Source organism: Actinomyces johnsonii (genome assembly GCF_006546835.1).
In the GTDB taxonomy this organism is placed as follows: Bacteria; Actinomycetota; Actinomycetes; order Actinomycetales; family Actinomycetaceae; genus Actinomyces; species Actinomyces johnsonii.
This window is the reverse complement of record NZ_VICB01000003.1, coordinates 34,325-60,325: the sequence shown is the minus strand read 5'-3', so window position 1 is coordinate 60,325 and position 26,001 is coordinate 34,325. Positions and strand designations below refer to the sequence as shown.

General features: G+C 61.2%; 22 protein-coding genes. 17 read left to right on the top strand and 5 right to left on the bottom strand.

Annotation, left to right across the window (positions count from 1 at the left end):
- Nucleotides 1–20: 20 nt before the first annotated feature.
- Both FK256_RS00955 and FK256_RS00940 read left to right on the top strand, forming a co-directional pair.
- Nucleotides 21–320: a hypothetical protein gene (locus FK256_RS00955; RefSeq protein WP_141423367.1), complete on the top strand. Its 300-nt coding sequence runs from the start codon at nucleotides 21–23 to the stop codon at nucleotides 318–320.
- A gap of 1,507 nt (nucleotides 321–1,827) precedes the next feature.
- Nucleotides 1,828–2,106: a helix-turn-helix domain-containing protein gene (locus tag FK256_RS00940; RefSeq protein ID WP_141423610.1), complete on the top strand. Its 279-nt coding sequence runs from the start codon at nucleotides 1,828–1,830 to the stop codon at nucleotides 2,104–2,106.
- A gap of 145 nt (nucleotides 2,107–2,251) precedes the next feature.
- Here FK256_RS00940 and FK256_RS00935 read toward each other — a convergent pair whose 3' ends face one another.
- Complete coding sequence (locus FK256_RS00935; protein ID WP_141423366.1) at nucleotides 2,252–2,803, bottom strand: hypothetical protein; 552 nt, start codon at nucleotides 2,801–2,803, stop codon at nucleotides 2,252–2,254.
- A gap of 351 nt (nucleotides 2,804–3,154) precedes the next feature.
- Here FK256_RS00935 and FK256_RS00930 point away from each other — a divergent pair, with 351 nt between their 5' ends.
- The 5 genes from FK256_RS00930 (at nucleotide 3,155) to FK256_RS00910 (ending at nucleotide 10,277) form a co-directional block, all read left to right on the top strand.
- Nucleotides 3,155–3,817 (top strand): hypothetical protein, encoded by a 663-nt coding sequence (locus FK256_RS00930; RefSeq protein ID WP_141423365.1) that lies wholly within the window; start codon nucleotides 3,155–3,157, stop codon nucleotides 3,815–3,817.
- A 94-nt stretch (nucleotides 3,818–3,911) separates the two neighbouring features.
- Nucleotides 3,912–4,388 carry a hypothetical protein gene (locus FK256_RS00925; RefSeq protein WP_141423364.1) on the top strand — a complete coding sequence of 159 codons (477 nt, stop codon included), beginning with the start codon at nucleotides 3,912–3,914 and terminating at the stop codon, nucleotides 4,386–4,388.
- A 418-nt stretch (nucleotides 4,389–4,806) separates the two neighbouring features.
- On the top strand, nucleotides 4,807–5,766 hold the full coding sequence (locus FK256_RS00920) for a hypothetical protein (RefSeq protein ID WP_244936085.1): 960 nt from the start codon (nucleotides 4,807–4,809) through the stop codon (nucleotides 5,764–5,766).
- A 176-nt stretch (nucleotides 5,767–5,942) separates the two neighbouring features.
- Nucleotides 5,943–8,519: an AAA family ATPase gene (locus FK256_RS00915; protein WP_141423362.1), complete on the top strand. Its 2,577-nt coding sequence runs from the start codon at nucleotides 5,943–5,945 to the stop codon at nucleotides 8,517–8,519.
- A gap of 597 nt (nucleotides 8,520–9,116) precedes the next feature.
- Nucleotides 9,117–10,277 (top strand): hypothetical protein, encoded by a 1,161-nt coding sequence (locus tag FK256_RS00910; protein ID WP_141423361.1) that lies wholly within the window; start codon nucleotides 9,117–9,119, stop codon nucleotides 10,275–10,277.
- Nucleotides 10,278–11,157: 880 nt separating this feature from the next.
- On the opposite strand, the gene FK256_RS00905 is transcribed toward FK256_RS00910, so the two are convergent.
- Nucleotides 11,158–11,721, bottom strand: coding sequence for a helix-turn-helix domain-containing protein (locus tag FK256_RS00905; protein ID WP_211343502.1), 564 nt, complete (start codon nucleotides 11,719–11,721; stop codon nucleotides 11,158–11,160).
- 318 nt (nucleotides 11,722–12,039) lie between these two features.
- On the bottom strand, nucleotides 12,040–12,588 hold the full coding sequence (locus tag FK256_RS00900; protein ID WP_141423360.1) for a hypothetical protein: 549 nt from the start codon (nucleotides 12,586–12,588) through the stop codon (nucleotides 12,040–12,042).
- Between the two features lie 433 nt (nucleotides 12,589–13,021).
- Here FK256_RS00900 and FK256_RS00895 point away from each other — a divergent pair, with 433 nt between their 5' ends.
- From FK256_RS00895 to FK256_RS00850, 10 genes are all read left to right on the top strand, one after another.
- Nucleotides 13,022–14,638 (top strand): bifunctional phosphatase PAP2/diacylglycerol kinase family protein, encoded by a 1,617-nt coding sequence (locus FK256_RS00895; RefSeq protein WP_141423359.1) that lies wholly within the window; start codon nucleotides 13,022–13,024, stop codon nucleotides 14,636–14,638.
- A 218-nt stretch (nucleotides 14,639–14,856) separates the two neighbouring features.
- Nucleotides 14,857–16,176, top strand: a complete 1,320-nt coding sequence (locus FK256_RS00890) for a Mur ligase family protein (protein ID WP_021604736.1) — start codon at nucleotides 14,857–14,859, stop codon at nucleotides 16,174–16,176.
- On the top strand, nucleotides 16,173–16,928 hold the full coding sequence (locus tag FK256_RS00885) for a type 1 glutamine amidotransferase (protein WP_141423358.1): 756 nt from the start codon (nucleotides 16,173–16,175) through the stop codon (nucleotides 16,926–16,928). The genes FK256_RS00890 and FK256_RS00885 overlap by 4 nt, the downstream gene beginning before the upstream one ends.
- Nucleotides 16,929–17,256: 328 nt before the next feature.
- Nucleotides 17,257–17,457: a PspC domain-containing protein gene (locus FK256_RS00880; RefSeq protein ID WP_009233793.1), complete on the top strand. Its 201-nt coding sequence runs from the start codon at nucleotides 17,257–17,259 to the stop codon at nucleotides 17,455–17,457.
- Between the two features lie 413 nt (nucleotides 17,458–17,870).
- On the top strand, nucleotides 17,871–18,260 hold the full coding sequence (locus tag FK256_RS00875; protein ID WP_141423357.1) for a FeoA family protein: 390 nt from the start codon (nucleotides 17,871–17,873) through the stop codon (nucleotides 18,258–18,260).
- Entirely contained in the window at nucleotides 18,257–20,386 is a 2,130-nt protein-coding gene (feoB, locus tag FK256_RS00870) for a ferrous iron transporter B (RefSeq protein ID WP_141423356.1), read from the top strand. The genes FK256_RS00875 and feoB (FK256_RS00870) overlap by 4 nt, the downstream gene beginning before the upstream one ends.
- Before the next feature lie 64 nt (nucleotides 20,387–20,450).
- A complete protein-coding gene (locus tag FK256_RS00865) occupies nucleotides 20,451–20,987 on the top strand; it encodes a NifU family protein (protein ID WP_021610129.1) in 537 nt (178 codons plus the stop codon).
- A gap of 252 nt (nucleotides 20,988–21,239) precedes the next feature.
- Nucleotides 21,240–21,668, top strand: coding sequence for a FeoA family protein (locus FK256_RS00860; protein WP_039892342.1), 429 nt, complete (start codon nucleotides 21,240–21,242; stop codon nucleotides 21,666–21,668).
- Nucleotides 21,665–23,764, top strand: a complete 2,100-nt coding sequence (gene feoB / locus FK256_RS00855) for a ferrous iron transporter B (RefSeq protein ID WP_141423355.1) — start codon at nucleotides 21,665–21,667, stop codon at nucleotides 23,762–23,764. Before FK256_RS00860 ends, feoB (FK256_RS00855) begins: the two co-directional genes overlap by 4 nt.
- A gap of 165 nt (nucleotides 23,765–23,929) precedes the next feature.
- On the top strand, nucleotides 23,930–24,430 hold the full coding sequence (locus FK256_RS00850; RefSeq protein WP_021604747.1) for an NUDIX hydrolase: 501 nt from the start codon (nucleotides 23,930–23,932) through the stop codon (nucleotides 24,428–24,430).
- Between the two features lie 76 nt (nucleotides 24,431–24,506).
- Here the strand turns inward: FK256_RS00850 and FK256_RS00845 are convergent, their stop codons facing one another.
- Together FK256_RS00845 and FK256_RS00840 are read right to left on the bottom strand one after the other, a co-directional pair.
- Complete coding sequence (locus FK256_RS00845; protein WP_141423354.1) at nucleotides 24,507–25,019, bottom strand: VOC family protein; 513 nt, start codon at nucleotides 25,017–25,019, stop codon at nucleotides 24,507–24,509.
- Between the two features lie 108 nt (nucleotides 25,020–25,127).
- Nucleotides 25,128–25,751: an isochorismatase family protein gene (locus FK256_RS00840; RefSeq protein ID WP_141423608.1), complete on the bottom strand. Its 624-nt coding sequence runs from the start codon at nucleotides 25,749–25,751 to the stop codon at nucleotides 25,128–25,130.
- Between the last annotated feature and the right edge of the window lie 250 nt (nucleotides 25,752–26,001).

The window sequence follows — 26,001 nt, the reverse complement described above, 5'->3', positions numbered from 1 at the left end:
ACCTTTGAAAGAGTTACCGTATGCAACGTCCAAGTCCTGACCATACTCTGTTGGTCGAGAATAAACTAAAGGAGGAAAGAGAAAGTTTCGGAAAAGAAGCGCGAGAACTGCATAAAATACTTGGCGAGCCTCACGATATCGCAACAGAACTGGCCGCGGAAGACGCCTTCACTCGTGACGAAAATGAGGAATGGCAGTTGTCAAACTCAGCATGGGAGAACTATGTATTCAAAAAAGACATGGCTTCGCGGCAACGAAGTGCTTCAGAAACCCAAGCAAAGAGTATTATTACCAGAATCATCGACTGGATTCGAAAATAGACGAAAGTTGCGGATTAATGCCGTTGTCCGGTAGTTAGACATATACACCAGTATGCAGTAAGTCTACATCGCCAACCACTCACAAGGAGTCCTGGACTTACTCTACCGCTCTTTCCATCGGTGGAGACGAATCCTCAACCTGACTGGTGCCACCACCGACTGGCTGGACACCAAGGAGCAGGGTGAGCAGCTTCTCGAGCAGGCCACCATGCTTACCCCCTCCTTCCATCCAGCCGCCCAGGACGAGCTACGCCGCTGGATTGCCGATGAAGCACGCACGCTGAGGGCGGTGTATGGGTGAGCGGAGCCCGCCGTGCGGTGTGTGAATGGACAATTGTACGGCATGATTGAGGCTAGTAACAGCCTTGAAAGTGTCGGGGAATCAAACTGGCACCGCTGCCATCAGATCAATGTAGCGTGTGGGTACGGGTTTGTTGTCTGACTCGATCTGGACGGTTGTAAGGAACGCGATTGCTGTGTCTGGTTCTGCTATTGGCTTGTTTGCTGGTCTTAATAGGGTCTCTCGGACAGCAAAAGCTCACCAAGATATTGAATGGATCAATGGCACGATCGACAAGGATACTGATAACGAGCCACGTCAGAAGATTCTCAAAGAACTAAGGTTGTCGCAGGAGGGACGTCTTATTGCGGCCCACTATGTGCCTTGGTGGAAATTCATGCTGATTCCAGCATGGGCAATTGGCTATGCCGCTCCAACGATACAATCTGCGAAACAAGGTGGCAGCTTAAATGGAATTGCATTGTTGTCCTCAATCTATTCGGTTGTTTGCTTTTACCTTAGTTGGCTGACAGTTGGGTGGTACGCAGAGAGGGTGCGAATCAACGAGCATTACAGGGCCAGTCGATCTATTGAAGCGCGCATACCGCTATGGAAAATGGACCTAAGGCCTTTCTGGAGCGCAGTATTCTGTTCATTCTGCCCAATATTTCTATATTTCGCTGCGATTCTGATAGTTATGAAGGCTTCTGCAGGGCCTACCGCAGGCTCGTTGTTGGTCGGATTCTATTCTCTTTGGTTTACAATGCCTTTTGCGAGAAGGTTCGCACACGAATGGTCGAAGGATGTTGCTTGTTGCTAAGGGCTCTATCTGGTATCATCCACTAACTCAGGAAGTCGCGCTTAAGGTGCAGGATTGGCTCGGAAATCCACCACAGGATTATGATTTCAAAGACGAAGTGGCAAACGACAGGTAAGTGTTTGCGCCCTACAGGTCGGAATGCCTATAATTTATGTATACACGCCCACCATCCATTCCCCTTCCTCCACCACCGCCTCTGCAAAACCAAAGCCGCCCTGTTGGCCGCCTCCCTGACGCTGGCCGACATTCTCCTCATGATGCTCAACGCTTGGGTGACCCCGCTGCGGCTGGGTGATTGGTAGTAGCTGCATGCGGTGCCGTTGGGAGAGTTGGGTGGGACGCTGTTTGGTGCGGGGCTGCTGTCGACGTTCTTCGAGTACGCCTTCCAGCGCGATCAGGAGCGGGCAGTGACGGAGCGCTTCCTCCTCCATCAGCCATGTGACGAGCAGTGGTGGCCCATCGCCCGCCAGCTCGGCCTGCGGCTGCAGCGCGCCCGTATCGCCAAGGGTCTCAGCCAGGAAGCCCTGGCCCACGCCGCCGGCATCTCCACCTACACCTACCAAAAGTTCGAAAAGGGCGAGTCCCGCCCCGGCACCCCCATGAACCCGCGCCTGCGTATCGTCATCGCCCTGGCGACGGTGCTGGACATACAGGTGGAGGAGTTGGTGGGAGGGATGAGTGAGTAGCTGTGTCTCCTAAGACAGCTGCAGCAACTCGTGGAACTGCTCATGTTGCAGTGGCAGATACGCTCCATCGTTCCACCTGCTCGTGAGAACAGACAGAGTCCACCTAGGTTCTTGATTCGTTAGTCGACCCTTCAGTCGAAAACTGCTACTTCTTCCGCTTCTTAGCTGTCAGTGAGAATGGCCCCCACGAGGACGGTACCTCTCTCCGCAAAGTCAAATTCCGATTCTTACGATCCCACTGCACCGAAAACTCGAACCTATTTATCCCATCATCTCCTTCGTCGTGGCTCCACGTGAATGAAGTGGGCATATTCTCGGTGTCCACATCTTCAGGAATACCTGAAGCAACATCAGTGCCATACTCAACAAACCTCGTATCCTCCCCCTGCTCCTTCACCGACACAGAGGTTCCCGACATGCTCCACACCCCCTGAGCAGCCTCTTTCTCACCCCCATCTCTCCGCTCAGCCTGCAATTCCCACTTTCCCTCACTTACTGTAAGAACTGCAGTCTTCCAACTATCCATATCATCAAAAGATATGTCCCAGGTGCCAGCGGCGAACTTCTTGAATGCCAAGGTGGAGCCGGAGCAGCCAGTCAGGGGAGCGATAGCCGTACCGACAGCCACGATCGACAGGTACTTGATCGTCTCACGACGACCAAGAGCATGGGTGAGAAAACGAATCTGCTGTCGCATGGCTCGAATCCTTCAAGGTAGGGTGGGGACCGGGCGTTGAGAGGCGCCCGTAACTACCCAAGAAGATCTACACCCGCCGTCGCGCCTTTCCCCAGTTGATTTATGTCAGCACCCTTCAGTTCTCCTATCCTTCTCACCAGCCCTGAGCATGTTTAGAAGTACCGCATCATCGAAGACTGCTGCTACCCCCGTACCCTCATCGCCCTGACAATGCGCTGGAAATGCAGGTAGAGGAGTCGGTGGGAGGGGTGGGATAACCACCCCTGGCTACAATGCCGCCATGAGCCAACGTGCACCCCTCCCCCAGGGTCATCCCACCGACAACGATCTGGCGCGGTGCGCCATACAATCATGAATATCGCGTCTTTCAGTGTCGACACTGCCGTCGGCGTTGTCACCGCACTGACTGGCCTGATCGCTGCCGCCGTGGCCGCCACACAGCTGTCCTACCGCCACCGCATGATGCGAACCGCCACCTGGGCACAGGAGCAGATTTCCTCAGCCACAGACGAGCGCAAGCAACACTTGGAGGACATGCAGCGCTGGGCGCAGTCTGAGGTGGTGGCAGCGACGATGATTCCGGCCTGGAAGTATGTTGAAGCGATCGTTGCTGCAACGGTCACCGTGGTGGTTCCCGTCCTGCGAGAGCAACCCTTGGTGCCGTTTCTGCTCATTATGTTCGGGCTCCAGATTTTGGAGTATCGGCGCACCATCCTCTTTTATCTCGAGCGCCGGCGCTGCGCACGTGTCTACTACAGGGGCCAGCCAGTGTTGCCTGCACGTATTGGTTTCTTACTTCCACTCAATAAGCAGACGTATAAGGCTTTCACCCCAGCCAGTCTTGCCGCTCTCGCGGTGACGATAACATCATTTGCGTTGGCAAACTTCGTCCACCACGGTGGTAGCGGCGCACTTATGTGCGCTATTGCTGTTGACATTGTGACCCTCAACTACATTGGAGATGTCCGCCGTTCCGCCATTCATCCTTTTCTCGAGCACTTAAAGAAGTACTAGCCAAGTCGAAGACATACTGGCGCCAGGCCGACCACATTCTACCTGTCACGATATCGTGGTTTACACCCGCGCACCAACATGCTTAAATAGAAGTATGACCGATAACGATTTTCAACGCATACAAGAGCTACTAACCACTAACTTCAACGCCATGGAAGAGCGTAACGCTGAGCGCTTCGACAAGATAGACAAGCGTCTCGACAAAGTTGATGAACGACTCGATAAGATAGATGGCCGTTTAGACAGTTTGGAAGGTCGTATAAACGGCGTAGAGAGTCGACTCGACACGCTTGAACATGAGATGAAAGAAATGCGTACAAGCATGGAAACGCGTTTTGACGCCATCGGTGCTCAGTTCAATGAGATCGACAACCGATTCACAGAACTGGACGAGAAGATCGATCGCAACCATCAGGAAGTGACCAAGCGGATCGACACACTCAGTAAAGATATCGAAACCCAGCATGAAGACGCTCTCCAGGCTCAAGGCGCACTCAAGCTACTCACCACCCAGCACGAACAGCTTGCGGGCCGGGTGGCGATTGTCGAGAGCCGGTTCCAGGCGGCGTAGCGGCGCAGGCACCTCGATCGCTCCGTTGGACGCCAGCTCGCCGGCGTCTACTGCTTCTTCTGTACTACGGAACTGGCGCCCACGAGCGCTAAGAGAGACGAGAAGAGTCCTCCCCCGCGCTCAGGCACGGGCACGGGTAGCCCGCAAGAACGCTCGGATTGCCCCTGGTAGCAGGGTGTGGGCCCGCACAGCGAAGTGCACCGCGTCTTGCCCACATCAGATCACGATTCAGCCGCAAACAGCCCGCCAGGACAGGAGACGGCTACTGGCTCGCCGTGCGACGCTCTACTATCGATTGCGGCAACGCAGCCCCGTCCCTGTTGGAGTCTTCCTCCAGCCCCTGTCACCCATGGCGACACCGGCGTCGCTCGGCCCTGCACTGCTGTATATCCCTCTCAATCCTGCGGTGGAGCCTCCCATGACCCTGACGACCCATCTCAACGACAAGCGATCTCCCTTTCGCAAGCTGGTGGAGGACTGTGCCCCAGCACTCGCTACCGCCGCAGGCCAATCCAAGGCAGGCAAGGAGTTCGCCACGCAGCTCGGCTTCTACGACCTAGTCAAGGCACCGTTGGTCGTTCCGCTGCCGGAGGAAGTACAGGACAAGCGACGGCACTCACCGACCGTCGGCACCGCTTTCGACATCCGCACCAGGATGATGCTCGACCAGTTTGAGCCCACCTACAGCGCGTCCGCCCTTGGCGTCAGGGCGTTCGCCCTCATGTACGCACGGCTCATGAAGGACGGTGAGCGTGTCACAGAAATGCTGGCAGATAGCTTCCGCGAAGCCGAGAACCTAATGATCCAAGGCACCGAAGAAGATAAAGATCGCGCTAGTATCATCTTCACCTGGTGTGAGGCGTTATATCGAGCGGGTCTGCGCGCGCTCTTCAGTTCCTTGGGAGAACGGTTGCACGCGAGCAAAACCGTCGATGATCTGTTTGCTTCGATTCCGCCCGCCATGCTTGCCGATGTCTCCAACTTACGCGCTGCCAATCAGGGGCAAGTCGAGCAGTGGCGCACAATGATCCGCAAGGGCGTCGAGTACACGGAGAATCCGCACTTTACCGGTGCCTCCTTGGTTGGTGGCGCTGATGGTGACTGGTTCATCGACGACACCCTCTTCGACTTCAAAGTCAAGGACACCATCACAGCACCATGGGTGCGCAAAACGCTCATGCAACTCCTGGGCTACCTCATCCTCGATCTCGACAACGACTACCAAGCCCAGCGCATCGGCATCTGGTTACCACGGCAGGCGACAGTCAGAACCTGGGAAATAGAAGAAATTCTTGGTAATGACGCCAGCACGATACTGGCGAAAGCGCGAGTGGATGTGCAGACCGTGATGGAGCGTGGAGTGGGGGCGGTGGCGTAACAGCACACGTAGCCACCTATCAAAGCCATGCAGCCTCAGATAGCCGTATCACGATCAGGTGCGCCGAACTATACAGCCCCATAGAAAACTGGAGACACAGCTAGCGATTGAATTATGAAGTATGTGCGTATCATATAACCAGAACTCAGCATACTATGCTTAACGAAAGCACTACAATGAGCCCGAAACGCGATAACATCTCATCCAGCAAAAACCCGCGCGACCTCCTGGTCGAGTGGGCAAACATAGCGCCAGAATGGGCGCGCTACATCGTACGAAATGTCATCGACAACAAGGCGCCGCTTAACGGCAAAAGTATAGCTACCGCGTACAAACTTTTCTTGCAGGAGAACGGACTTGAAGAACGAACACTCCCGGATGAGCCACTGCTTATCGCCTCCAACGCCGACACAGAGACAATCGCCCCACTGACAATAACATCATTGTCTGACGTCATTGGCGTCAACGCACTGGGTACAGGCAACGTTATCAAGCCGGATCCTCACCTCACTATCTTGTTTGGCGAGAACGGAACGGGTAAGACAGGATACTCGCGAATCTTTAAGGCGCTTGCGGACAGCCGCACAGTCGACAAAGAGATTCTCGGGAACATCGCACACACTCAGCCTGAGGCAATGTCAGCCACCATCAAGTACAGACTTGGCGATAATGATGAGCAGTGTCATGAATGGCACGGAGAAAAAGGCGTGCCGCCCTTCACAAGGATGTCAATATTTGACAGTCGTGCTGTCAAACTCCATGTCGATGATGACTTAGACTACACCTACACACCTGCCGTATTGGCCTTGTTTGAACATGTCACGACGGGTGTCAAGTCCGTGCAGGAAGCTGCAAAGAGGGAGGCTGGGACACCCTCAGCGGTGCCGCCTGACATCCTGTCTCGGTTCGACAAAAACACTAGTGTATATCAGCATATCGTTTCACTTAGTGCTGCCACAGACCTAGCGCACCTAAAATCAATGGCAGTCACCGACCCAGAGGTTAACACCCGTATCGAATCGCAAAGTACGAGGGTGGCCGAGCTGGAATCCAATACTATCAAAATCAGGATTCGAGAGCTGCAGCGCACTGAACAAGCATTAAGCCAAGCCTGTGAAGCCACCCGTGCGATAGAAGACTTTGACGTCGATACATACGAGCAAGAGCGCCAGAAACTTAAGCAACTCGAAGAGAACTATCGACTGTTCCGCGTTGCACTGTTTAAAGAAGCTGACTTGCCGATGACTCCAGATGATACTTGGATGATGTTCATCGAGTCTGCCGAGAGATATCGCCAGCATCTCGATGCAAATTCGGCGTACGATACCGGGCGCTGCCTGTATTGCCGGCAACCATTGCAGGATGCAGCTCGTACGCTCATCGAGAAGTATGCCGAACTCCTGGAAGATAAGATCTCTGCGGACATCAATAGCAGCAAAGAACGACTCAAGGAGCTCGTTGGGAGAGTAACGTCGACACAACTCTCTGATGCCAAAGCGCTTATACAGGAACATGCCGACTCCGACGACAAACCTGCCTATTATGCTAAGCTCGAGCGGATTATGAATGCGCTTGAAGTAGCAGCCGAGACTCTTTCCGCTTCTGAACAACTAGTGCTGTCGGTGATCAACACCGTAAGTGTTGATGGTATAGATCTGAAAACTGAATTCGAGAACGTAACACAAGAACGTGAACAACTCCAGGATCAAGACGCAAATCGCTCCGAGACGCTGCAAGAAGAGAAGCATCGCCTTTCTGAACTTGTTGCGGCGGTTGAGCTTGCCAAGTCGTGGGCCAGTATCGAAGAGTTTGTCAACAAGGCTCAGTGGGTTGCTGGGCTAAAAACCTGCAACAAACAGTTTCCTAGCCTTATCCGCAGACTGACGAACTGCTCCAAGCAAGCAAACAAGCAAATTGTCGACAACAATTTTGACGCTCTATTTTCGGAAGAATGTCGAGCACTCCGCGCCCCAGAAGTGAAGGTAAATCACATTGGACGACAAGGGCGCGCACAGCGAAATAGGCTATTAGTCGATAACTACAAGCCTTCGACAGTATTCTCCGAAGGTGAGCAGAAAGTACTCGCTATGGCAGATTTTCTTGCCGAAGCCCGACTTTCTGGAGTGACGGCGCCCGTAATTTTTGACGACCCCGTTTCGAGCCTTGATCACCGCAGGGTTGGCGAAGTCGCAGAACGAGTAGCAGCTTTGTCTGAAACAGCGCAGGTCATCGTGTTTACTCACGATATCTTCTTCACGACAACGCTCCTGCAAATCATCGAGGACGCGAAACGGACGTGCACATACTTCCAGATTTCGGACGAAAACGGAAAGGGCTTCATTATGCGAGGGAGTCACCCTCAATGGGACTCTATTTCGAAAATTACAAAGCTAATCAACTCGGTCGTGCAGAAAGCAAAGTCATCAAAGGACAGCGACGAGCGCAATGAGCTTGTTCAGAGGGGTTACAGCCTCATTCGTTCATGGTGCGAGGTGTTTGTTGAGACGGAAGTCTTTGCTGGAGTGACACTGCGATACCAGCCCAACGTACGTCTGAACTGCCTTTCGAAAGTCAAAGCGGATTCGTTGCCAGAAGTAATTGAGGTGGTCAGTCGAGTATTTAGGGACTCTTGCCGCTATATTGATAGTCATTCACAGCCATTGGTTACTCTAGGCACTAGGCCGACAGCCACCACGCTTGAAAACGATTGGGGTGAGCTACAGGCCGCCCGAAGTAATTACCGTAATGGTTAGGAATCACGAGCAGACGTATTGGATCGCATGGGGTGAGCACTCGGAGGAACGCCGACGGATACGAGTAACAGAGCAGTACAGCGCCGCTGACAGAACACGTTGAGCAATCAACATCCTGCATCGTGCCACTGTGCTCCTCCGGTCCACCTCAGCGCGCACTTGGATCGGGCTCAGCCCCAGGGGTAGCGCCTTCACCGGCACCTGTCACCCACCCCCACTTAGTGGGCCTCGAGTGACGGCTACATGCGGCAGTTCAGGGTGGTGCCGCATGGAACTGGTGGTCACTGCGATCTGACCATCCACTACTGCGGCGCAGGTGCGGACAGCTACACGCGGTCAGCGCTTAAGCATGCTCACCACATCGACTCGCCCTGGGAGAATGGACCCCACAGTCGCCAGCTCCCAGGGCGGCTTTTGCGCCGTTCCTCCAACGTTCACTCATCAGCATTGGCTGCAATCACACGAGTTGTTACGGTTTCATCACACTTCGTGACGTACACCACTACCGACCGCTCAGGCGGTATAGCCTCAAAGAGCAGGCAAGGACGTCTGCTGGAGTCAACAGCTCCATCGCCCTCAACCCCGAGGAGGATCACGATGAGCAAGGCGAGCAAGATGAAACGACTGATGACGCTCTGCATGAGCGTGCTACTGGTGATCGCTGGAGCGGTGTTTGCGACGCCGACAGCAAGTGCGGACGAATTCACTGCGACGGTGTTTTCGGCTCCTGGCTGGGATTACGCGAACCTTCGAGTTGGCCCAAGCCCCCAATTCGCCGTGAAAGGGACGATACCCGCAGGTTCCACCGTAAAGCTCGGTTGCTGGGTGCGGGGTGATGAAGCGGAGGGTCCCTATGGTTCTTCACGTATCTGGTATAGCGTGCCAGGCAGCGTAAATGACATCGGGACTACCAACTACATCAGCGATGCAATGGTGTACACCGGTAGCGACCAGCCAGTGACTGAGGTATGTCCGGGCGGCGATCAGGACACGATGCCACACTCGGGCCCCGCCCCGACGCCAGAGAACTACTTTCAACGAGACTTCCCAACCACCGTAATCAGCGCCCCTGGCGTCGATTACGTTAACGGAAGAATAGGTCCGACTGCACAGCATGAGATTATCACGACTTATTCCCCCGGGTCCGCTTTGACTCTTAAGTGCTATACGACAGGATCGCTGGTTGAAAACCCTCAGGATACAACCCGCAGCGATTCCATGTGGTACTACACCACGGACCATACATGGGTATCCGGAGTCTACCTTACTGAAGGAACCGCCATTGGGGCTATTCCGGATTGCAACTCTCCTGATGGAACAAGTCCTACAGCTGGAGTTAAGCCGCTAGGCCCACGAACTTGGCCGAACATCTGGGATGCATCTAATGCCGACAAGATGTCGATGTTTTCTTCATTATACAGCCACTACCATAAAGAAGACTCTTCCCCAGGAGTAGATGCTCGTATCGACTGGGCATTCTTCAAAGATTTGCCCATGCTTCGCCTTACAGCCTACAGTATCCCTGTCGGAGGATTCAAGAATATAGATGCACTAGGATCGCTTGCCAACGGCTATGACGTATACTTATCTTTGGGTCAGTTCACTATGTACCGTACGTCTGATGATTGCTTCATTATCTACGACTATTACGATTTTGACGAGGCTTACTATTATGGTGTATACAAAGGCCAGAAAGATGCCGCAAGGAGCGGGAAGGCACAGGAGTTTAACGTTTTTTCGACGGGCTGCTACCGGTAGGAAACGTGGTAGTAGTTGTCAGATGACAGCATATTTGGGTCGACATGAGGCGAATGATTGTGGTATTATCATAATTAAGTATGAGTTTCCCACATTCCCCATCTCCCTCCTGGTCTCGCATCACCAAAGTTTCAACCATCATCATCGACTGTCTCATTCTCTGGTATTGCTTCATCGTTTATAGTTTGCCAGCACTGCAGCCACACGACGCAATGCGCGGGCTATTCGAGCGTCGTGTCGCATCGGTCGTCACACACAACGCAACGATTGTCTATGATACTGGCTATACGAGAATCTCACTGCTTCGTGGCAACTACGATGGGTCACTTGTCGGGAGAATTGATAATATCGCGAAACGAAAGGAAATAGTGTCGCAGACGGTAGATACGATATTTTCAGACTGCGCGCACAAAAATAATCCACAGCGATGCATGCCATGGAACAAATTCTCTGCACTTGGCGCAGAAGCGCCTGGCGGCACAGAATCCTTCTTGCGTGAGATCAAGAGTACGGCGTCACTCTATGGCCCCAACTGGCCAATCCACCTGCCAACGCCAGCTCGCTCGACGGCATCGTCTTTGGCCGATCATGCTGTCTCTGCGCCACATGCCACATGCACGTTCAATGTCCGCAGAGATTTCTTGTGTCTCGATCCAGATAGTGGGGCGTTTGTCTATCGGTATTGGCGGAGGCATGGGTATCCGGAGAGAGATGGATAGGAATGTTTTTTCGACGTTGATCGCATCGATTAACTGCACTTGAAAGCGCCTGTAGAAGTATCTGTTTTATCTGATTAATGACACTATACGGTCGTTTCCGATCTTCCAGATACTTCGATACGATGGCTCGCGCTGATCTATATGCCATATTCGGCGTCGGCTCACTCACCCCGCACCACCTTCCTTACCGTATCCTTACTAACGCCCAGCTTTTGGGCGGTGTGTTTGACCGTTCCGAGTTCGGCGTAGGCCTCCCGCACCCGCTCTTGGAAGACGGGGTCGGCTGGGTCGGTGCGCAGCGTCTCCCCTGCCTGCTTGAGGTGCCGCGCCACCGTGGTGCGATGGAAGCCGAAGCGTGTGGCGATCTGCGCCACCGTCTGCCCCGCCTGGTGCAGCGCCACCATCTCTTCCACCAGCTGCGGACGCAGGTAGCGGTTGATCCGCCGCGGTTGGGTGGCCGTGTGCTGCTGTGTGTCCTGTGCTGCTCGGGCTGGGTGGATCGCACTTGCGGCTTCTGCGGAGGCGCTCGCCCGGTTGCCTTGCTCAGTGTCCGTTCTGCCAGCCACGTCTAGCGAACTGCCAGGTTCCTCCGCCGGTGAAGAGCCGCGCCCCGTCGGCACTACCGCAAGGTCAACGACGCCCATCACATACCGCCAACACGCCTCCCATTGTTTTGAGTGGGGTAGGGAGAGGGCGACGATGAGAAGGCCCATGAGCTTGCTCATGAGGCCTTCGAAGAGGAGGGGGTAAGAGGCCGCCAGGCCGAGTACCCCGACTATTGAGTCGACGCTCAATCCCGACTGGCCGAGGAGATGGGCCAGGCCGCCGCTCTGCGTTTCGATAATCGCCAGCAGGCCTGATGCCGTTCAAGCCGTTGCAGGAGAAATCTCTTCCGAATCTCAGGCCGGAGCGCCTCGTTCGCCTCCACTGGGTCATCGATTCGCGTATCTCACGACGTGTGCCCCGCCCGCCCATAGGAGCGGACGGGGCACACGTCTGAAGTCATCCGCGATGAGACGGAACTGCCACCGATAGTCGGCCGATCACTTCTTCTTCACGGCAATAATAGGCAGCGGGTTGTCATACGGATCCTGTCCCGTCAGAGTAAGAGTTTGGGAATCTTTATCCCACACCACAGGTACATCAAGACCACCGTTCTCAAAGGCCCACTGAATAGAGGATGGCATCTTCTCCTGGTCAACCGTCTCCGGAATCGACGAGACAGTACCTTTACCATCTGAGACCAGCACGAGCACCCGATCGCTCTCCTCAGTGATGGATAGGTTAGTACCCGCCAGCTTCCAGGTACCGTTAGCCTTCTCGGTCCTTGCAGGTTCCTTTTTATTCACCTTGCCGGTCACATCAGCCTTCCAAGTTCCCCCTTCCTCAATCGTCAGGGTGATTTTTCGTTCGTGCGAGTCCTGAGGAATGTTGATCTCCCAGGTCCCGGCGGCGAACTTCTTGAACGCTAAAGTGGATCCGGAGCAGCCGGTTAGAGGAGCGATAGCCGCACCAACAGCCGCGATCGACAGGTACTTGATCGTTTCACGACGGCCAAGGGCATGGGTGAGGAACCGAATCTGCTGTCGCATGACATACGTCCTTCGAGGTAGATCGGGGAACGAGCGCCGAGAGGCGCCCACAACCAACCAGCACAATGTACCCATTCCCCCGCCGCCCCGCAGGGGATTGATGCCCGAGCTATCCATTCATCCGCACACGCACCCCACCGCATTCATCAGACATCACACACGAGTGATCGAGAAAGTCGCACTCCGTTCACATCGCATCACCTCAACTCACCGAACTCGAGCATCCGTCGCGCATCCGAAACACCCCTCCCAGCCCACTCACCTCTCCCCCGTCCATCGTGACCTCGGCAGCAGGCTTCGGGCACGTCTGCTCCGTTCCGTCCACCCCACCTCGCGCGCCCCGCCCGACTCGTTTCCTCAGCCCGGACATATGCCGTCCACAGCCTCACCGACTAGGCTGCCTTCAGAACGATCACCCAGCAGAAAGGGCGAGATGAGCGCGAGCAGGCCCGCACGTGGCAGCGCCCCCTCTTCTCGCCCCCCATTGCGCCTGAAGTATGTCGAGGCCATCCTCTGCGTCGGATTCGCCCTGGCCTTCATCGTCTGGACCTACCTGAGCGCCCCGGGGCGGCTCGTCCCCTGCGCCGAACAGCACCCTCCCGCCATCGACGCACTCCTGCCGATCCCCGACACCCAGCCCCGGTCAGTCGCCGGACAGTTCGCAGAGGCCTTCGCCACCTTCACCCACCCCATCATCATCCTCGGGCTCATCGCGGCCTGGGTCGTCTACGCCTACACGGCCCGCATGCGCCGTCTGAGCGTCTCACTGGCCATCGCCGCCGCCGGCATTCCCACCCAGTTCCTCATCGCCCTGCACCTGGCTCACCCCGCCCCAGGCTCCGCCTTCTCCGACTCCATCGCCGCCTTCACCTACTCCTACCCCAACGCGCACATCACCGCCATAACGCTGGCCTCATGGGTCCTGGTGACCCTCGCGCGCGCCCACCACCGCAGCGCCATGGTCGCCACCGGCACCGTCCTGGGCTACGCCGCCGTCGCCGCGAGCGCCGTCGGCCAGTGGTATATGGGGCAGGCCACGCTCAGTGACCTCATCGGTGGATTCCTCCTGGGCGCCGCCTTCGCGAACCTGGCCCTGTGGGTCGGTGGCATCGACGCGATCCTCACCAGCTGGGTCAACCGCCGCCTATCGCGCTCCAGCAGCGAGAAGCGGGCCGCCGTCATCTACAACCCCACCAAGTTCGACGACCTCTCGCTCCTGCGCCGCAGGGTCGCCGCGGAGGTGCGCGCCTCCGGATGGCGCCCCACCGTCTGGTTGGAGACCACACCTGACGACCCCGGCCGCTCCATGGCCCGCCGAGCCCTAGAGGCCGGCGTCGACCTGGTCATGGTGGCCGGCGGCGACGGCACCGTGCGTGCCGTCTCCTCCCAGCTCGCCGGCACCGACATGCCCATGGCCCTCATCCCCGCCGGCACCGGCAACCTGCTGGCCCGCAACCTCTCCGTCCCCCTGGACACCGACGCCGCCATCCGTCTGGCCCTGCACGGCAGCCGGAAGGCCATCGACATGGTCACCTGCACCTTCGACGACGGCCAGGAGCGCTTCGTCGTCATGGCCGGCATGGGCCTGGACGCCCAAATCATGGAGTCCACCGACTCGGGCCTGAAGAAGGTCATCCGCTCGGGCGCCTACGCGGTGGCCGCTGTCCAGAACGCGGTCCCCGATCCCTTCACCGCCACCATCACGCTCGACGACGCGCCCCCCGTACGCCGCCAGATGGTCATGGCGCTCATGGGCAACGTCGGCACCATCACCGCCGGCATGACACTCTTCCCTCGGGCCACCCCCACCGACGGCATGGTCGACCTGCTCCTGGCCAACCCCGGCAAGGTCGTGGACTGGGCGCGCCTGGGCGCGCAGATCCTCACCGGCCAGGAGATGGAGGGCTTCACTCTCACCCGCGCCAGGACGGTCCTTATCGAGGCCGACCGTCCCGTCCCCTTCGAGCTCGACGGAGACACGGCCGGCTCTACCCGCACCCTGCGGGCCGAGGTCGATCAGGCCGCCCTGCACGTCATCGTCCCCCGGTGAGCCACCCCGGGCCCGCTCCGGCCTGCGGCCCACCCGCCCCCTTCCAAACCCGCACGAGCACGCGGGGTGTCCCCTGATCCCTCACACCTTCCACGTGAGCATCGTGACGCGTCCGTAACCGATCTGCTGCCCTAGACTGGCGCGCAGTTGGTGCCCATATGAGCACCAACGCCCCGTCCGCGCCCCTGGCGCGCCCCTCTTCAGTCGGCAGGAGTCCCATGCGTTCTCGACTCACGGTCACCCTCGGCCACGCGGCGCGGCTGGCGGCGCGTCTGCGCGGCGGCGGCAGCGGCGGCACCGCTTTCCCCGGCCTGGTCATGGAGCGCACCGACCCCGGTTTCCTGGAGCGCACGCTGAGCCGCCTGCCCCGCGGCGTCATCGTGGTCTCGGGCACCAACGGCAAGACCACGACCACCAAGATGGTCGTCCAGCTCCTGCGCGAGCAGGGCCTCAAGGTCTTCACCAACCGGACCGGCTCGAACTTCGTGCGCGGCGTGCTCGCCTCCCTGCTGACCGAGGTCGACGCCGCCGGCCGCCTCGACGCCGACATCGCGGTCCTCGAGCTCGACGAGGCCCACGCCGTGCACTTCGTGGCCAGGGTCCGCCCGCGCGCCTGCCTGCTGCTCAACGTCATGCGCGATCAGCTCGACCGCTTCGGCGAGATCGACTACACGGCCTCCCTCCTGCACTCCATCGCCAAGGCCACCAGCGACGTCGTCGTCCTCAACGGCGACGACCCGCGCCTGGCCGCGCCCGCATTCCTCGAGGGCGTCTCCGCCCGCGTCGTCTCCTTCGGCACCGGCGAGGACCTGCGCTCCCTGTTCCTGTCCGACGACGATCTGCGCACCGGCCAGACCGGCCCCCGGGCGCACCAGGACGAATCCCAAATCCCCGGCCCGCGCGTCACTCTGGAGGCCATTGACGGTCAGCGCGCTACCGTGCGCGTCGATGGAGCCTCCCACGAGGTCGACTTCGCCATTCCTGGCGTCCACAACCTACTCAACGCCTGCGCCGCCCTCGGGGTGGTCCTGGAGGTGCTGGGCGAGGACGCCGACCTGCCCGGACTGCTCGCCACCCTGGGCACCGTACAGGCCGCCTTCGGCCGCGGCGAGGTCCTCACCCTGGATGGCCGCCCCGTCCAGCTCTCCCTGGTCAAAAACCCGGCCGGCTTCCGCATGGGCCTGCTTTCAGCGGCCGCCCAGGCGCAGTCCGGTGAGGTCGTGGTCGTGGCCATCAACGACGAGTACGCCGACGGACGGGACATGTCCTGGCTGTGGGACGTCGATTTCGCCGCCCTGCGCCCCGGCGGGGTCGCCGTCGTCACCGGCGTACGCGCCTGGGACATGGCGCTGCGGCTGCGCTACGACGACGTCGAAGTCACCGACGTCGAGCCCGACCTACGCAAAGCTGTGGCCCTCATGCGCAGGGTCGCCGCCGACACCGACCGCCCGATGCGGATCTTCACCACCTACACCGCCATGCTGGCACTGCGCTCGATCTTGGGCGAGATGACAGACGTTGAGGAGGTCATGTCATGACCGCGCGCTACGAGCACACCACCGACGGCCCCGCCCGCGGCAGCCTGCGCCTGCTCCAGCTCTATCCGCGGGACATGAACATCTACGGCGACTGGGGCAACACGCTCGTGCTGGCGCGGCGCGCCCAGTGGCAGGGCTACGACGTCGAACTCCTCTCCTACGATCCGGGCGACGAGCTGCCGAGCGACGTCGACATCCTCGTGGGCGGCGGCGGCCAGGACTCCGGTCAGGACCGCATCAAGGAGGACCTGGTCAAGGTCGGACCTGCGCTCAAGGCGTGGGCGGCCGACGGCGTCCCGATGCTGGCGATCTGCGGCCTCTACCAGCTCTTCGGACACGGCTTCACCACCGCCAAAGGCCAGGAGATTCCCGGTATCAGTCTCATGGACACCCACACGGTGGCCGGAGACACCCGCCTCATCGGCAACATCACCCTGGACACCAAGGACTTCGGCGCGGTGGTCGGCTACGAGAACCACTCTGGCCTGACCACCCTGGGGTCGGGCGCGCGCCCTTTCGGCACCGTGCGCGTGGGCGACGGCAACAACGGCAAGGACTCCACCGAGGGCGGGCGCGTCCACCACGTCATCGGCACCTACCTGCACGGCTCCCTGCTGCCCAAGAACCCGGCCGTGGCCGACTGGCTGCTAGCCAGGGCCGTCGAGCACAGCGGCGCCACCTGGGAACCCGAACCGCTCGACGACGCCTGGGCCGAGCGCGCCCGCACGGTGGCCATGTCCCGACCCCGCTGAGTCCCCTGATGACAGCGCAGGCCGCCGGGGGAAGTGAGCCCTCGTCGCGAATAAACATAGGCTCACCTAATCTATTTTAGTAAGTCGCAGCAAACCTAATATGCGAGAGCATAAAGAGAGCCTCATCACGCTTATTGGATGCGGAGTATTTTTCGAGGTCGACCACATAGAAACCGTAGAAAACCGGAAGAACACTTCTGCTCCCGACTTTCGTCGAAATCTCGCACCACACCCGCCCGACACGCCGCCACCCCCTTATTGGACATTGATTTATTCAGGGTGGAACCACAATGTGACATCAGGGCTCAGGCATTGCAGAATATCTGCCATGACAGCACAGAATTCTTCTGGTTTCGATTGGCCCGCACGTTCTAACGACAAGGTCTGGCTCGGCGTTTGCGGAGGCCTTGCCGACAAGTGGAACATCAACGCCTGGGTGGTTCGTATCACCTTCTTCATCTTCGTCGTGCCGCTCGGCTACGTCTACTACCTGGGCGCCCAGAACATGCCCAGCCCCACCGTCCGCTAACCACTCCCCACCTCGCCAGATACCCCTGAGCGCCCCACACATCCCAAAGAAGGCTCTGGGCGGCGAGACAGCTCCCGACTTCCGATCGGAATATTCCGACACAACCACTCCGAAATATCATCTACCGACCATTTCCCGTCGCCGCAAGCGCGATATCTTGCAGTGACGGGAAATGGTCATGAAGTATTTTATACGTCTTCTCCCATTGTCAACCGTCCACCTCGGAACAACTGGATAGTCGAACACCAGAGCTCCGGCGCACGGCATACCCAATTCCCTGCTCATTCCCCGTAACATCTCCGGAGTGACCTGTCGACACTGACACAGAGTCTGTCCTGATTTCCTGCGAGGTAGAGAAGCATCGCCTTACACTCCCAATGACGAAGTTCCCTTCATGCCGAGCTGAGGACACCATGGCTTTTGATGTTCCACGACACCGCGCCCCCGCCGGTACCGCCCGCCTTCCCGATCCCGGAACCCCCACGTTCGCGCTGTCGGACCTCAGCCCCGGAACCAGCGGACGCATCATCCGGCTGCTCGATGACGGCGTCGGCGGAGTCCTCATCAGGCGGCTGCGCAACCTGGGCTTCGTCCCCGGACGAATCGCCACGCCCCTGCGCCGTGCCCCCATGGGTGACCCGGTGGTCTACCGTGTCTCCGACTACGAGCTGTGCCTGCGCCGCCACGAGGCCCGACTCATCCAGGTCACCACCATCGAGGCCGAGAACCGCATCATCCTTCATCCCAGACCGGCCGGGAGGCACGCGGCCGCGGACACGGCACAAGCAGGAGGGACCCTGTGAGCACCCACGACACCATGCAGCACGCCACCGGTCAGCCGCCCCGCGGCGATCACCACTATGACGGCGCCGACTGCCACAACGGCTCGGGCAGCTCCAAGACCCTCACGGCCGGAGCCCCGCGCATCGCCCTTGCCGGCGCCCCCAACGCCGGCAAGACCTCCATCTACAACGCCCTGACCGGCCTGCACGCCAAGACCGGCAACTATCCCGGCGTCACCGTCCAGCGGTCCCTAGGCACCTGCAAGATCGGGGGCAAGACCCTGACGGTCGAGGATCTGCCGGGCGCCTACTCCCTGGACCCGATCAGCCCCGACGAGGAGATCGTCCACGACGTCCTCACCGGGACCTCGACCACGGTCAGCGCCCCAGATGCCCTGGTCATCGTCGTCGACGCCACGACGCTGCAGCGGGGGATGAATTTCATCGCCGAGGCCCTCGCCCTGGACCTGCCCACCTGCCTGGTGGTCACCATGACCGACGAACTCAGCCGCCGCACCGGCCGCCTCAACGTGGCGGCGCTGGGCCAGGCGCTGGGCGTCCCGGCCGTACGAGTCATCGGGCACCGGGGCATCGGCATGCCCGACCTGCGCGCCCAGCTCGCCCAGGTGGCTACCTGGCAGCGCACCCCCCTGCCACCGCCCACCGACCCCGACGAGATCACCTCCTGGGCCGACTCGGTGCTCGCGGCCGCCGACTACCAGCCGCCCCAGAGCGACCAAATCACCTCGGCGATCGACAAGGTCCTGCTGCGCCCCATCCCGGGAACGATCGTGTTCTTCACGATCATGTTCCTCTTCTTCCAGGCCATCTTCACCTGGGCCGAGCCCTTCAAGGGCGCCATCGAGGACGGCTTCGGGGCGCTGGGAACCATGGTTCACAACTGGCTCGACGCATCCCACCCGCTCATCGCTGGGCTCCTGGGTGACGGCCTCATCGGGGGCGTGGGGGCGGTGCTCACCTTCATCCCCCAGATCATCATCATGTTCCTCATCATTGCCGTCCTGGAGGGCGTGGGGTACATGTCGCGAGCAGCTTTCCTCATGGACAAGGTCATGAGCATCGCCGGATTGGAGGGACGGGCTTTCGTGGCGCTGCTGTCCTCGCTGGCCTGCGCGATCCCCGGGATCATGGCGACCCGCACGTTGCCCTCCACCAAGGACCGGGTGGCCACGATGCTGGGCGCCCCGCTCATGACCTGCTCGGCGAGACTGCCCGTCTACGTCATCATGATCTCGTTGACGGTCGATGGCGGTGCCAGAGTCGGGCCTTTCGGGGCGCGCGGCGTCATCATGTTCGCCCTCTACCTACTGGGGGCTGTCTCGGCGATGGCGGCCGCGTGGGTGGTCAAGCAGCTCACGGACCGCGGCCATATCCTGCTGCCCTTCTACATGGAGATGCCGCCTTACCGCATGCCCCGCGTGCACACGATCGCCATCATGGTGTGGGATGCCTGCAAGGGCTTCTTGAAGAAGGCCGGCACGATCATCACCCTGACCACCATCATCCTGTGGGTGCTGCTCAACGTCCCCATGCGCTCCGACGCCCAGTTCGAGACCTACTGCGCCTCCGATACCCAGTGTGCAGCCGTCTCTGCGGCCGTGGATGACCCGGCATCATCCACGGTCAAGGGCGACGATGGCGAGATCGTCACCGACCCCGAGGAGCTGGGCAAACTGCTGGACGCCCAGAAGACCTCCTACACGATGGACAACTCCTGGGCGGCCAAGGGGGGCAAAGCGGTCCAACCGGTCTTCGAACCGCTGGGCTTCGACTGGCGCATCAACGTCGCCATCCTGTCCTCACTGGCCGCGCGCGAAACCTTCGTGGCCACACTCGGCCAGATCGCCGCCGCCGAGGACCCTGAGGAGCCCAGCGCCCACCTGGCCACCATGACCTACCAGCAGGACACACTGACCAACAAGGCCGGCGACCAGCTGTTCAACCCGGCCACCGTCATCGCGGTCCTCGTGTTCTTCGTCTACGCCCTCCAGTGCATGGCCACGGCAGGAGCCATGCGCCGCGAGACCGGCACCTGGAAGTGGCCGATCATCGCCTTCGTCTACATGTTCGCCACGGCCTGGATCATGGCGGCGGTGTCTCACGCGCTCGTCACCTTGTTCATATGATCTCGATGAGGGTCACAATGGTAAGCAGACGGATAACAGGACGTTCAGGAGAGGTGCGGTAGTCATGCCCGTCGTTCCCACGCACCCGGTGACCACGCCGGATCCCGACGTGCTGCGGTGGGTCGTCCCCGACGGCCTGCTGCCCTTCACCGGGGAGGTGGCCCAGGCGCCAGCGATGCTCCAATCGCTCATCGACGACGGCACTCTGGGCTCGGTGAGGGTCGACGGCGGGGCCGTGCTCACACTCCTGGGTCCCGGCCGCAGCTGGCGGCAGGAGGGCGCCCGCGTGCGCAGCGCGCTGGTGGACGCCCTGGGAGCCCCGGATTCCTGGGAGGGCGGGGAGACCGCCCACGCCGCCGGGCCCGACGATGCCCTGGAGGCGGCCGCGCGGCAGATCGCCGACGGCTCGCTGGGGTCCTTCGTCAACAGCCACGGCGGTTCACTGATCGTGCGCTCGGTGCGCGACGGCGTCGTCGAGATCTCCATGGAGGGCGCCTGCGACGACTGCCCCGCCGCCGAGATCACGATGCACGCGCGCTTCGAGCACCTGCTGCGGCGCCGCTGCCCCTGGCTGGTCGAGGTCCGCCGGGTCGACGAGTAGCCGGCCCATTCTCCTTTCGCCGAGCCGGGCGTTTTTCGCGTAGCCCTACCGTCTTTCCGTTGGGCGACGCGAAAAATGCCCGGCTCGAGGCTGCGAACACCGCGAACACGTTCCGATCTGTGTCAGGGGCGCCACGAAAACCTGAACATAGAGAAGGCTCACCTTAGACTGGCATAGACGATGCGCCTCTTCCGCATCGAGACCGAGGACGGAACAGGACTCTGAGGAACCCCGACGATATTCGAGGACATCATGACGACAGCAGTCTCACAGCACAGCACATCGGCTTCCACAGGCACCACGGGCACCCCACCTCCGGCGGAAAGCTCCCTCTCCGACCTGCGCCTGGGCGCCACGGGCCGCGTGGTCGGCCTTGTGGAGGACACGGCCAGCGCCCCCATCATCAGACGGCTGAGCAACCTGGGCTTCGTCCCCGGAAGGGTCGTCACCCCGTTGCGCCGGGCCCCGCTGGGCGATCCGGTGGTCTACCGCGTTGCCGACTACGAGCTGTGCCTGCGCCGCCACGAGGCCCGCATCGTCCGGGTCGAAACCATCGCCGAGACCGACGACGACGCCTCGGCCGCGGCGGAGTCCGCCACAGCGGCCGAGGCGGAGGTGGAAGAGGAGACCTCCTCCACCGAGCCGGTCGCCCAGCCTCTGGGAGAGGAACAGCACCTATGAGCGACCACTGCGCTGCCCATGAGGTCCCCGGCGCCCCAGACTGCCACTGCGGTTCCTCCAGCTCCAAGACACTGGTGGTCGGGGCCCGGCGCATCGCCCTGGCCGGGGCCCCCAACGCCGGCAAGACCTCCATCTACAACGCCCTGACCGGCCTGCACGCCAAGACCGGCAACTATCCCGGTGTCACCGTCACCCGATCGCTGGGGACGTGCCGGATCGGCGAGACCGACCTGACGATCGAGGACCTGCCGGGTGCCTACTCCCTGGACCCGATCAGCCCCGACGAGCAGGTGGTGCGCGATGTGCTCACCGACTCCTCGCAGACCGTCTCCGTCCCCGATGCCCTGGTGGTCGTCGTCGATGCCACGACGCTGCGGCGGGGGTTGAACTTCGTGGCCGAGGCCCTCGCCCTGGACCTGCCCACCTGCCTGGTGGTCACTATGACCGACGAGCTCACCCGGCGCTCCGGGCACCTCGACGTGGCGGCCCTGGGCCAGGCCCTGGGGATTCCGGCCGTGCGGGTGGTCGGCAACCGGGGCATCGGCATACCCGATCTGCGCGAGCGTCTTACCAAGGTCGCCGACTGGCAGCGCCCACCGTTGGCTCCACCGACGACGCCCGGCGAAGTCGCCTCCTGGGCCGACTCGATCCTGGCCGCCGCCGCATACGAGGCACCCCAGCAGGACCGCGTCACGACTGCCATCGACCGGGTGCTCCTCCACCCGATCCTAGGCTCCCTGGTGTTCTTCGCCATCATGTACGCCTTCTTCCAGGCCATCTTCACCTGGGCCGCGCCCCTCCAGGATGCCGTCGAGGGAGGATTCAGCGCGCTGGGGCAGCTGGTTCACGGCTGGCTGGACGACTCCCACCCGCTCATCGCCGGTCTTCTGGGCGACGGCCTCATCGGGGGCGTGGGCTCGGTGCTCACCTTCATCCCCCAGATCATCATCATGTTCCTCATCATCGCCGTCCTGGAGGGCGTGGGGTACATGTCAAGGGCGGCTTTCCTCATGGACAAGATCATGAGTCGGGCCGGGCTGGAGGGACGGGCCTTCGTGGCGCTGCTGTCCTCGCTGGCCTGCGCGATCCCCGGAATCATGGCCACCCGCACACTTCCCAGCGCCAAGGACCGCGTGGCCACGATGCTGGCCGCCCCACTCATGACCTGCTCGGCGAGACTGCCTGTCTACGTCCTGCTCACCTCCATCATGGTGCCCGGCGACGCGAAGATCGGGCCCCTGGGAGCACGCGGCACCGTCATGTTCGCCCTCTACCTGTTGGGGGCCGTCTCGGCGATGGCGGCCGCCTGGGTGGTCAAACAGCTCACCGACCGCGGCGGGGTGCTCCTGCCCTTCTACATGGAGATGCCGCCCTACCGGCTGCCGCGGCCACGCGCCGTCGCGCTCATGGTGTGGGATGCCTGCAAGGGCTTCGTGAAGAAGGCCGGCACGATCATCACCCTGACCACCATCATCCTGTGGGTGCTGCTCAACGTGCCTATGCGCTCCGAGGAGCAGTTCAATGCCCACTGCGCCACTGACGCCGAGTGCGCAGCCGTGGCAGCAGCCGTGGATGACCCGTCGTCGTCCACGGTCAAGGGCGACGATGGCGAGATCATCACTGACCCCGAGGAGCTGGACAAGCTGCTGGAGGCCCAGAAGACCTCCTACACGATGGACAACTCCTGGGCGGCCAAGGGGGGCAAGGCGGTCCAACCGGTCTTCGAGCCACTGGGCTTCGACTGGCGCATCAACGTCGCGGTGCTCTCCTCGCTGGCCGCGCGCGAGACCTTCGTGGCCACACTCGGCCAGATCGCCGCCGCCGAGGACCCCGAGGAGCCCAGCGCCCACCTGGCCACCATGACCTACCAGCAGGACACGCTGACCAACAAGGCCGGCGACATGTTGTTCAACCCGGCCACGATCGCGGCGATCCTCGTGTTCTTCGTCTACGCCCTCCAGTGCATGGCCACGGCAGGAGCCATGCGCCGCGAGACCGGCACCTGGAAGTGGCCGATCATCGCCTACACCTACATGTTCGCCACGGCCTGGATCATGGCCACGCTCACCCGGTTCATCGTCGCCATGCTCGTGTAGGCGGCCCAGCCGGGCCCGGGCCGGACTGCACCCACCCACTTCGACAGAATCTTCATAGGCGACGCGGAGCCGTGTCGTTTATGAAGATTTTGTTGTGCTGAGTGCGTGCAAGCACCCCGCGCCTGCCGGGCTCATCCGTGGCGAGCGATCGTCTAGGCTCGCGGCATGGCAACTCCTGAGTTCATCGTCTCCCTGCGGCAGAAGATCGGGCACGACATGCTGTGGCTGCCGGGGGTGAGCATCGTCGTCGTCGACGAGGCCGGCCGGCTCCTGCTGGGACGGCGGGCAGACAACGGGAGGTGGGCGGTCGTCTCCGGCATCCCCGAGCCCGGCGAACAGCCCGCGGTGGCGATCCGGCGCGAGTGCCTGGAGGAGACCGGCGTGGACGTGGAGGTGCTGGCGCTCACGGACGTGACCGCGGGCGAGCCCTTCGCCTTCCCCAACGGGGACAACTGCGTGTTCATGGACATCAACTTCGTGGGGCGGGCGCGGCCCGGCACCGCGGCCCGGGCCCATGTGGCCGACGACGAGTCGACGCACGTGGGCTGGTTCGAACCCGACGCGCTGCCCGAGCCACTGCTGAGCTCGACTCCCGGGCGCATTGAGGCGGCGCTGGCATGGCTGGCCGATCCGTCCGCCGGCGCGCGTTTCCATCCCGCGCCCTGACCCCGCGCCATCTTCCGGCCGGAGGCATTCCACGCGTTGAATGCCTCCGGCTGCGACAGGGGTGAGACGGCAGCGGTCAGGCCTCGGGCACCTCGATGCCGACGCGCCGCAAGTTGTCGGCCTGCTCGCTGTCAGGGTCCAGGGGCCTGGCGGCGGTGAGGACGACGCGCACGCCCTCGGGGGTGGTGACCTCGACCTCGGAGGAGTTCCACGGCGTGATGCGAGGGCCGGTGACGCTGCCCGGTCGGCGCTGCTCGCAGGCCGCGGCGATCTCGTCGATCTGGGACAGGACGCAGGCGAAGCTGACGCTCATCGCGGGGCCAGGGACCGGGGAGGGCTCCTGCGGGGCCGGCACCAGAAGGACGTCCTGGAAGGCCCAGCGGCGCAGATGCACGAGCCGGCCGGGAATGCTGAACAGGGGGAAGAAGCCGAGCGCCTCCGTCCAGAAGTCCACCGAGGCGTCCAGGTCCGACGTCGGAACGGTGACGAACATCGGCATCCCGTAGATGCCGTGGAAGGGCTCGGGCGGCTGGGCGTCCTCGCTGGGTGTGGGGACCGGACTCATCTCGAATGCGTTGAAGGTGCTCATGCGCGCAGCCTCATTCCTCACGCTACGTGAGGGTCAAGGCCGGCCCGGGCCACTTCTCCGTCTCCTCCCGGCCGACGGGCGGGGGCGGGGGCGGGAAGAAGCGATGCATCACAATGGCGCGATCGCGGAGACGACGAGGTTGCTGCGCGGCAGCGGCTCGTCACGAGTCAGCGCCCGGCACCAGTCATCGGTGGTGGCCACCGCCGCCCAGTTGGAGTGCAGCAGCGCCATGAGCGTGGTGTGCACCGTGCGAGCATTCGCCTTTCCGGCGCGGTTGCGCAGGTTGATGGTGCCGACGGCGTCGGAGAGCACCTCCGTCGTCAGGCCGATCGTCTCACCCCAGGCCGCCGAGGCCAGGATGCAGTTATTCGCTATGAATCCGACGAGCGTCACAGTGTCGACGCCCCGCTCACTCAGCCACGCCGCCAGGTCCGTGTCCGCGTAGATCGAACCGCGGTGCTTAATGACACGCTTCCACTGCGGGGTTCGCCTGCGCTCGATGCTCGGGCAGAGCGCGAAGCCTTTTCCTTCGGGGTCGAAGATCGCACCGCCGGGCCGGCCGGCGTGCTGCACGCAGACCACTGGGAGTCCGGCGTTCTCGGCGGCGTCGAGCACTCGCTCGATCCGCTCCAGGCAGTCGCCCAGGCGCGGGTAGCGGATGCGCAGCGGCAGGCGGGCGTACTCGTTCTGCACGTCGACGAGGACGAGAGCCCGGCGAGGACCCGACGGGATCTTGGTCTGGGACCCGGGCCGCGGCCGTGACCCGGCGTGAAGGGGTTGAAGGGTCTGTCGGGATTCGTCCTGTGAAGCGGGCACAGTGCCTCCAGAAGTACGCGCGTCGGCGCGGCGATTACATTGTCCCGCTCAGGATGCGAGGACAGAGCATCACCCACCAGTGGCGCATATGCTATTCACCGATGAATTCACGCCAATCGGCTCGAAGCGTGCCCGACGTCGAGCCGGACCGAGATCGCCCAGGGAG

Excerpts from the sequence above, each read along its gene's own strand:
- FK256_RS00930 (WP_141423365.1), top strand. The coding sequence starts at position 3,155 with ATGAATATCGCGTCTTTCAGTGTCGACACTGCCGTCGGCGTTGTCACC.
- FK256_RS00895 (WP_141423359.1), top strand. The coding sequence starts at position 13,022 with ATGAGCGCGAGCAGGCCCGCACGTGGCAGCGCCCCCTCTTCTCGCCCC.
- FK256_RS00860 (WP_039892342.1), top strand. The coding sequence starts at position 21,240 with ATGACGACAGCAGTCTCACAGCACAGCACATCGGCTTCCACAGGCACC.
- feoB (WP_141423355.1), top strand. The coding sequence starts at position 21,665 with ATGAGCGACCACTGCGCTGCCCATGAGGTCCCCGGCGCCCCAGACTGC.
- FK256_RS00875 (WP_141423357.1), top strand. The coding sequence starts at position 17,871 with ATGGCTTTTGATGTTCCACGACACCGCGCCCCCGCCGGTACCGCCCGC.
- FK256_RS00890 (WP_021604736.1), top strand. The coding sequence starts at position 14,857 with ATGCGTTCTCGACTCACGGTCACCCTCGGCCACGCGGCGCGGCTGGCG.
- FK256_RS00880 (WP_009233793.1), top strand. The coding sequence starts at position 17,257 with ATGACAGCACAGAATTCTTCTGGTTTCGATTGGCCCGCACGTTCTAAC.
- FK256_RS00885 (WP_141423358.1), top strand. The coding sequence starts at position 16,173 with ATGACCGCGCGCTACGAGCACACCACCGACGGCCCCGCCCGCGGCAGC.
- FK256_RS00925 (WP_141423364.1), top strand. The coding sequence starts at position 3,912 with ATGACCGATAACGATTTTCAACGCATACAAGAGCTACTAACCACTAAC.
- FK256_RS00915 (WP_141423362.1), top strand. The coding sequence starts at position 5,943 with ATGAGCCCGAAACGCGATAACATCTCATCCAGCAAAAACCCGCGCGAC.
- FK256_RS00865 (WP_021610129.1), top strand. The coding sequence starts at position 20,451 with ATGCCCGTCGTTCCCACGCACCCGGTGACCACGCCGGATCCCGACGTG.
- FK256_RS00905 (WP_211343502.1), bottom strand. The coding sequence starts at position 11,721 with ATGAGCAAGCTCATGGGCCTTCTCATCGTCGCCCTCTCCCTACCCCAC.
- FK256_RS00920 (WP_244936085.1), top strand. The coding sequence starts at position 4,807 with ATGACCCTGACGACCCATCTCAACGACAAGCGATCTCCCTTTCGCAAG.
- FK256_RS00845 (WP_141423354.1), bottom strand. The coding sequence starts at position 25,019 with ATGAGCACCTTCAACGCATTCGAGATGAGTCCGGTCCCCACACCCAGC.
- FK256_RS00910 (WP_141423361.1), top strand. The coding sequence starts at position 9,117 with ATGAGCAAGGCGAGCAAGATGAAACGACTGATGACGCTCTGCATGAGC.
- FK256_RS00935 (WP_141423366.1), bottom strand. The coding sequence starts at position 2,803 with ATGCGACAGCAGATTCGTTTTCTCACCCATGCTCTTGGTCGTCGTGAG.
- FK256_RS00900 (WP_141423360.1), bottom strand. The coding sequence starts at position 12,588 with ATGCGACAGCAGATTCGGTTCCTCACCCATGCCCTTGGCCGTCGTGAA.
- FK256_RS00955 (WP_141423367.1), top strand. The coding sequence starts at position 21 with ATGCAACGTCCAAGTCCTGACCATACTCTGTTGGTCGAGAATAAACTA.
- FK256_RS00850 (WP_021604747.1), top strand. The coding sequence starts at position 23,930 with ATGGCAACTCCTGAGTTCATCGTCTCCCTGCGGCAGAAGATCGGGCAC.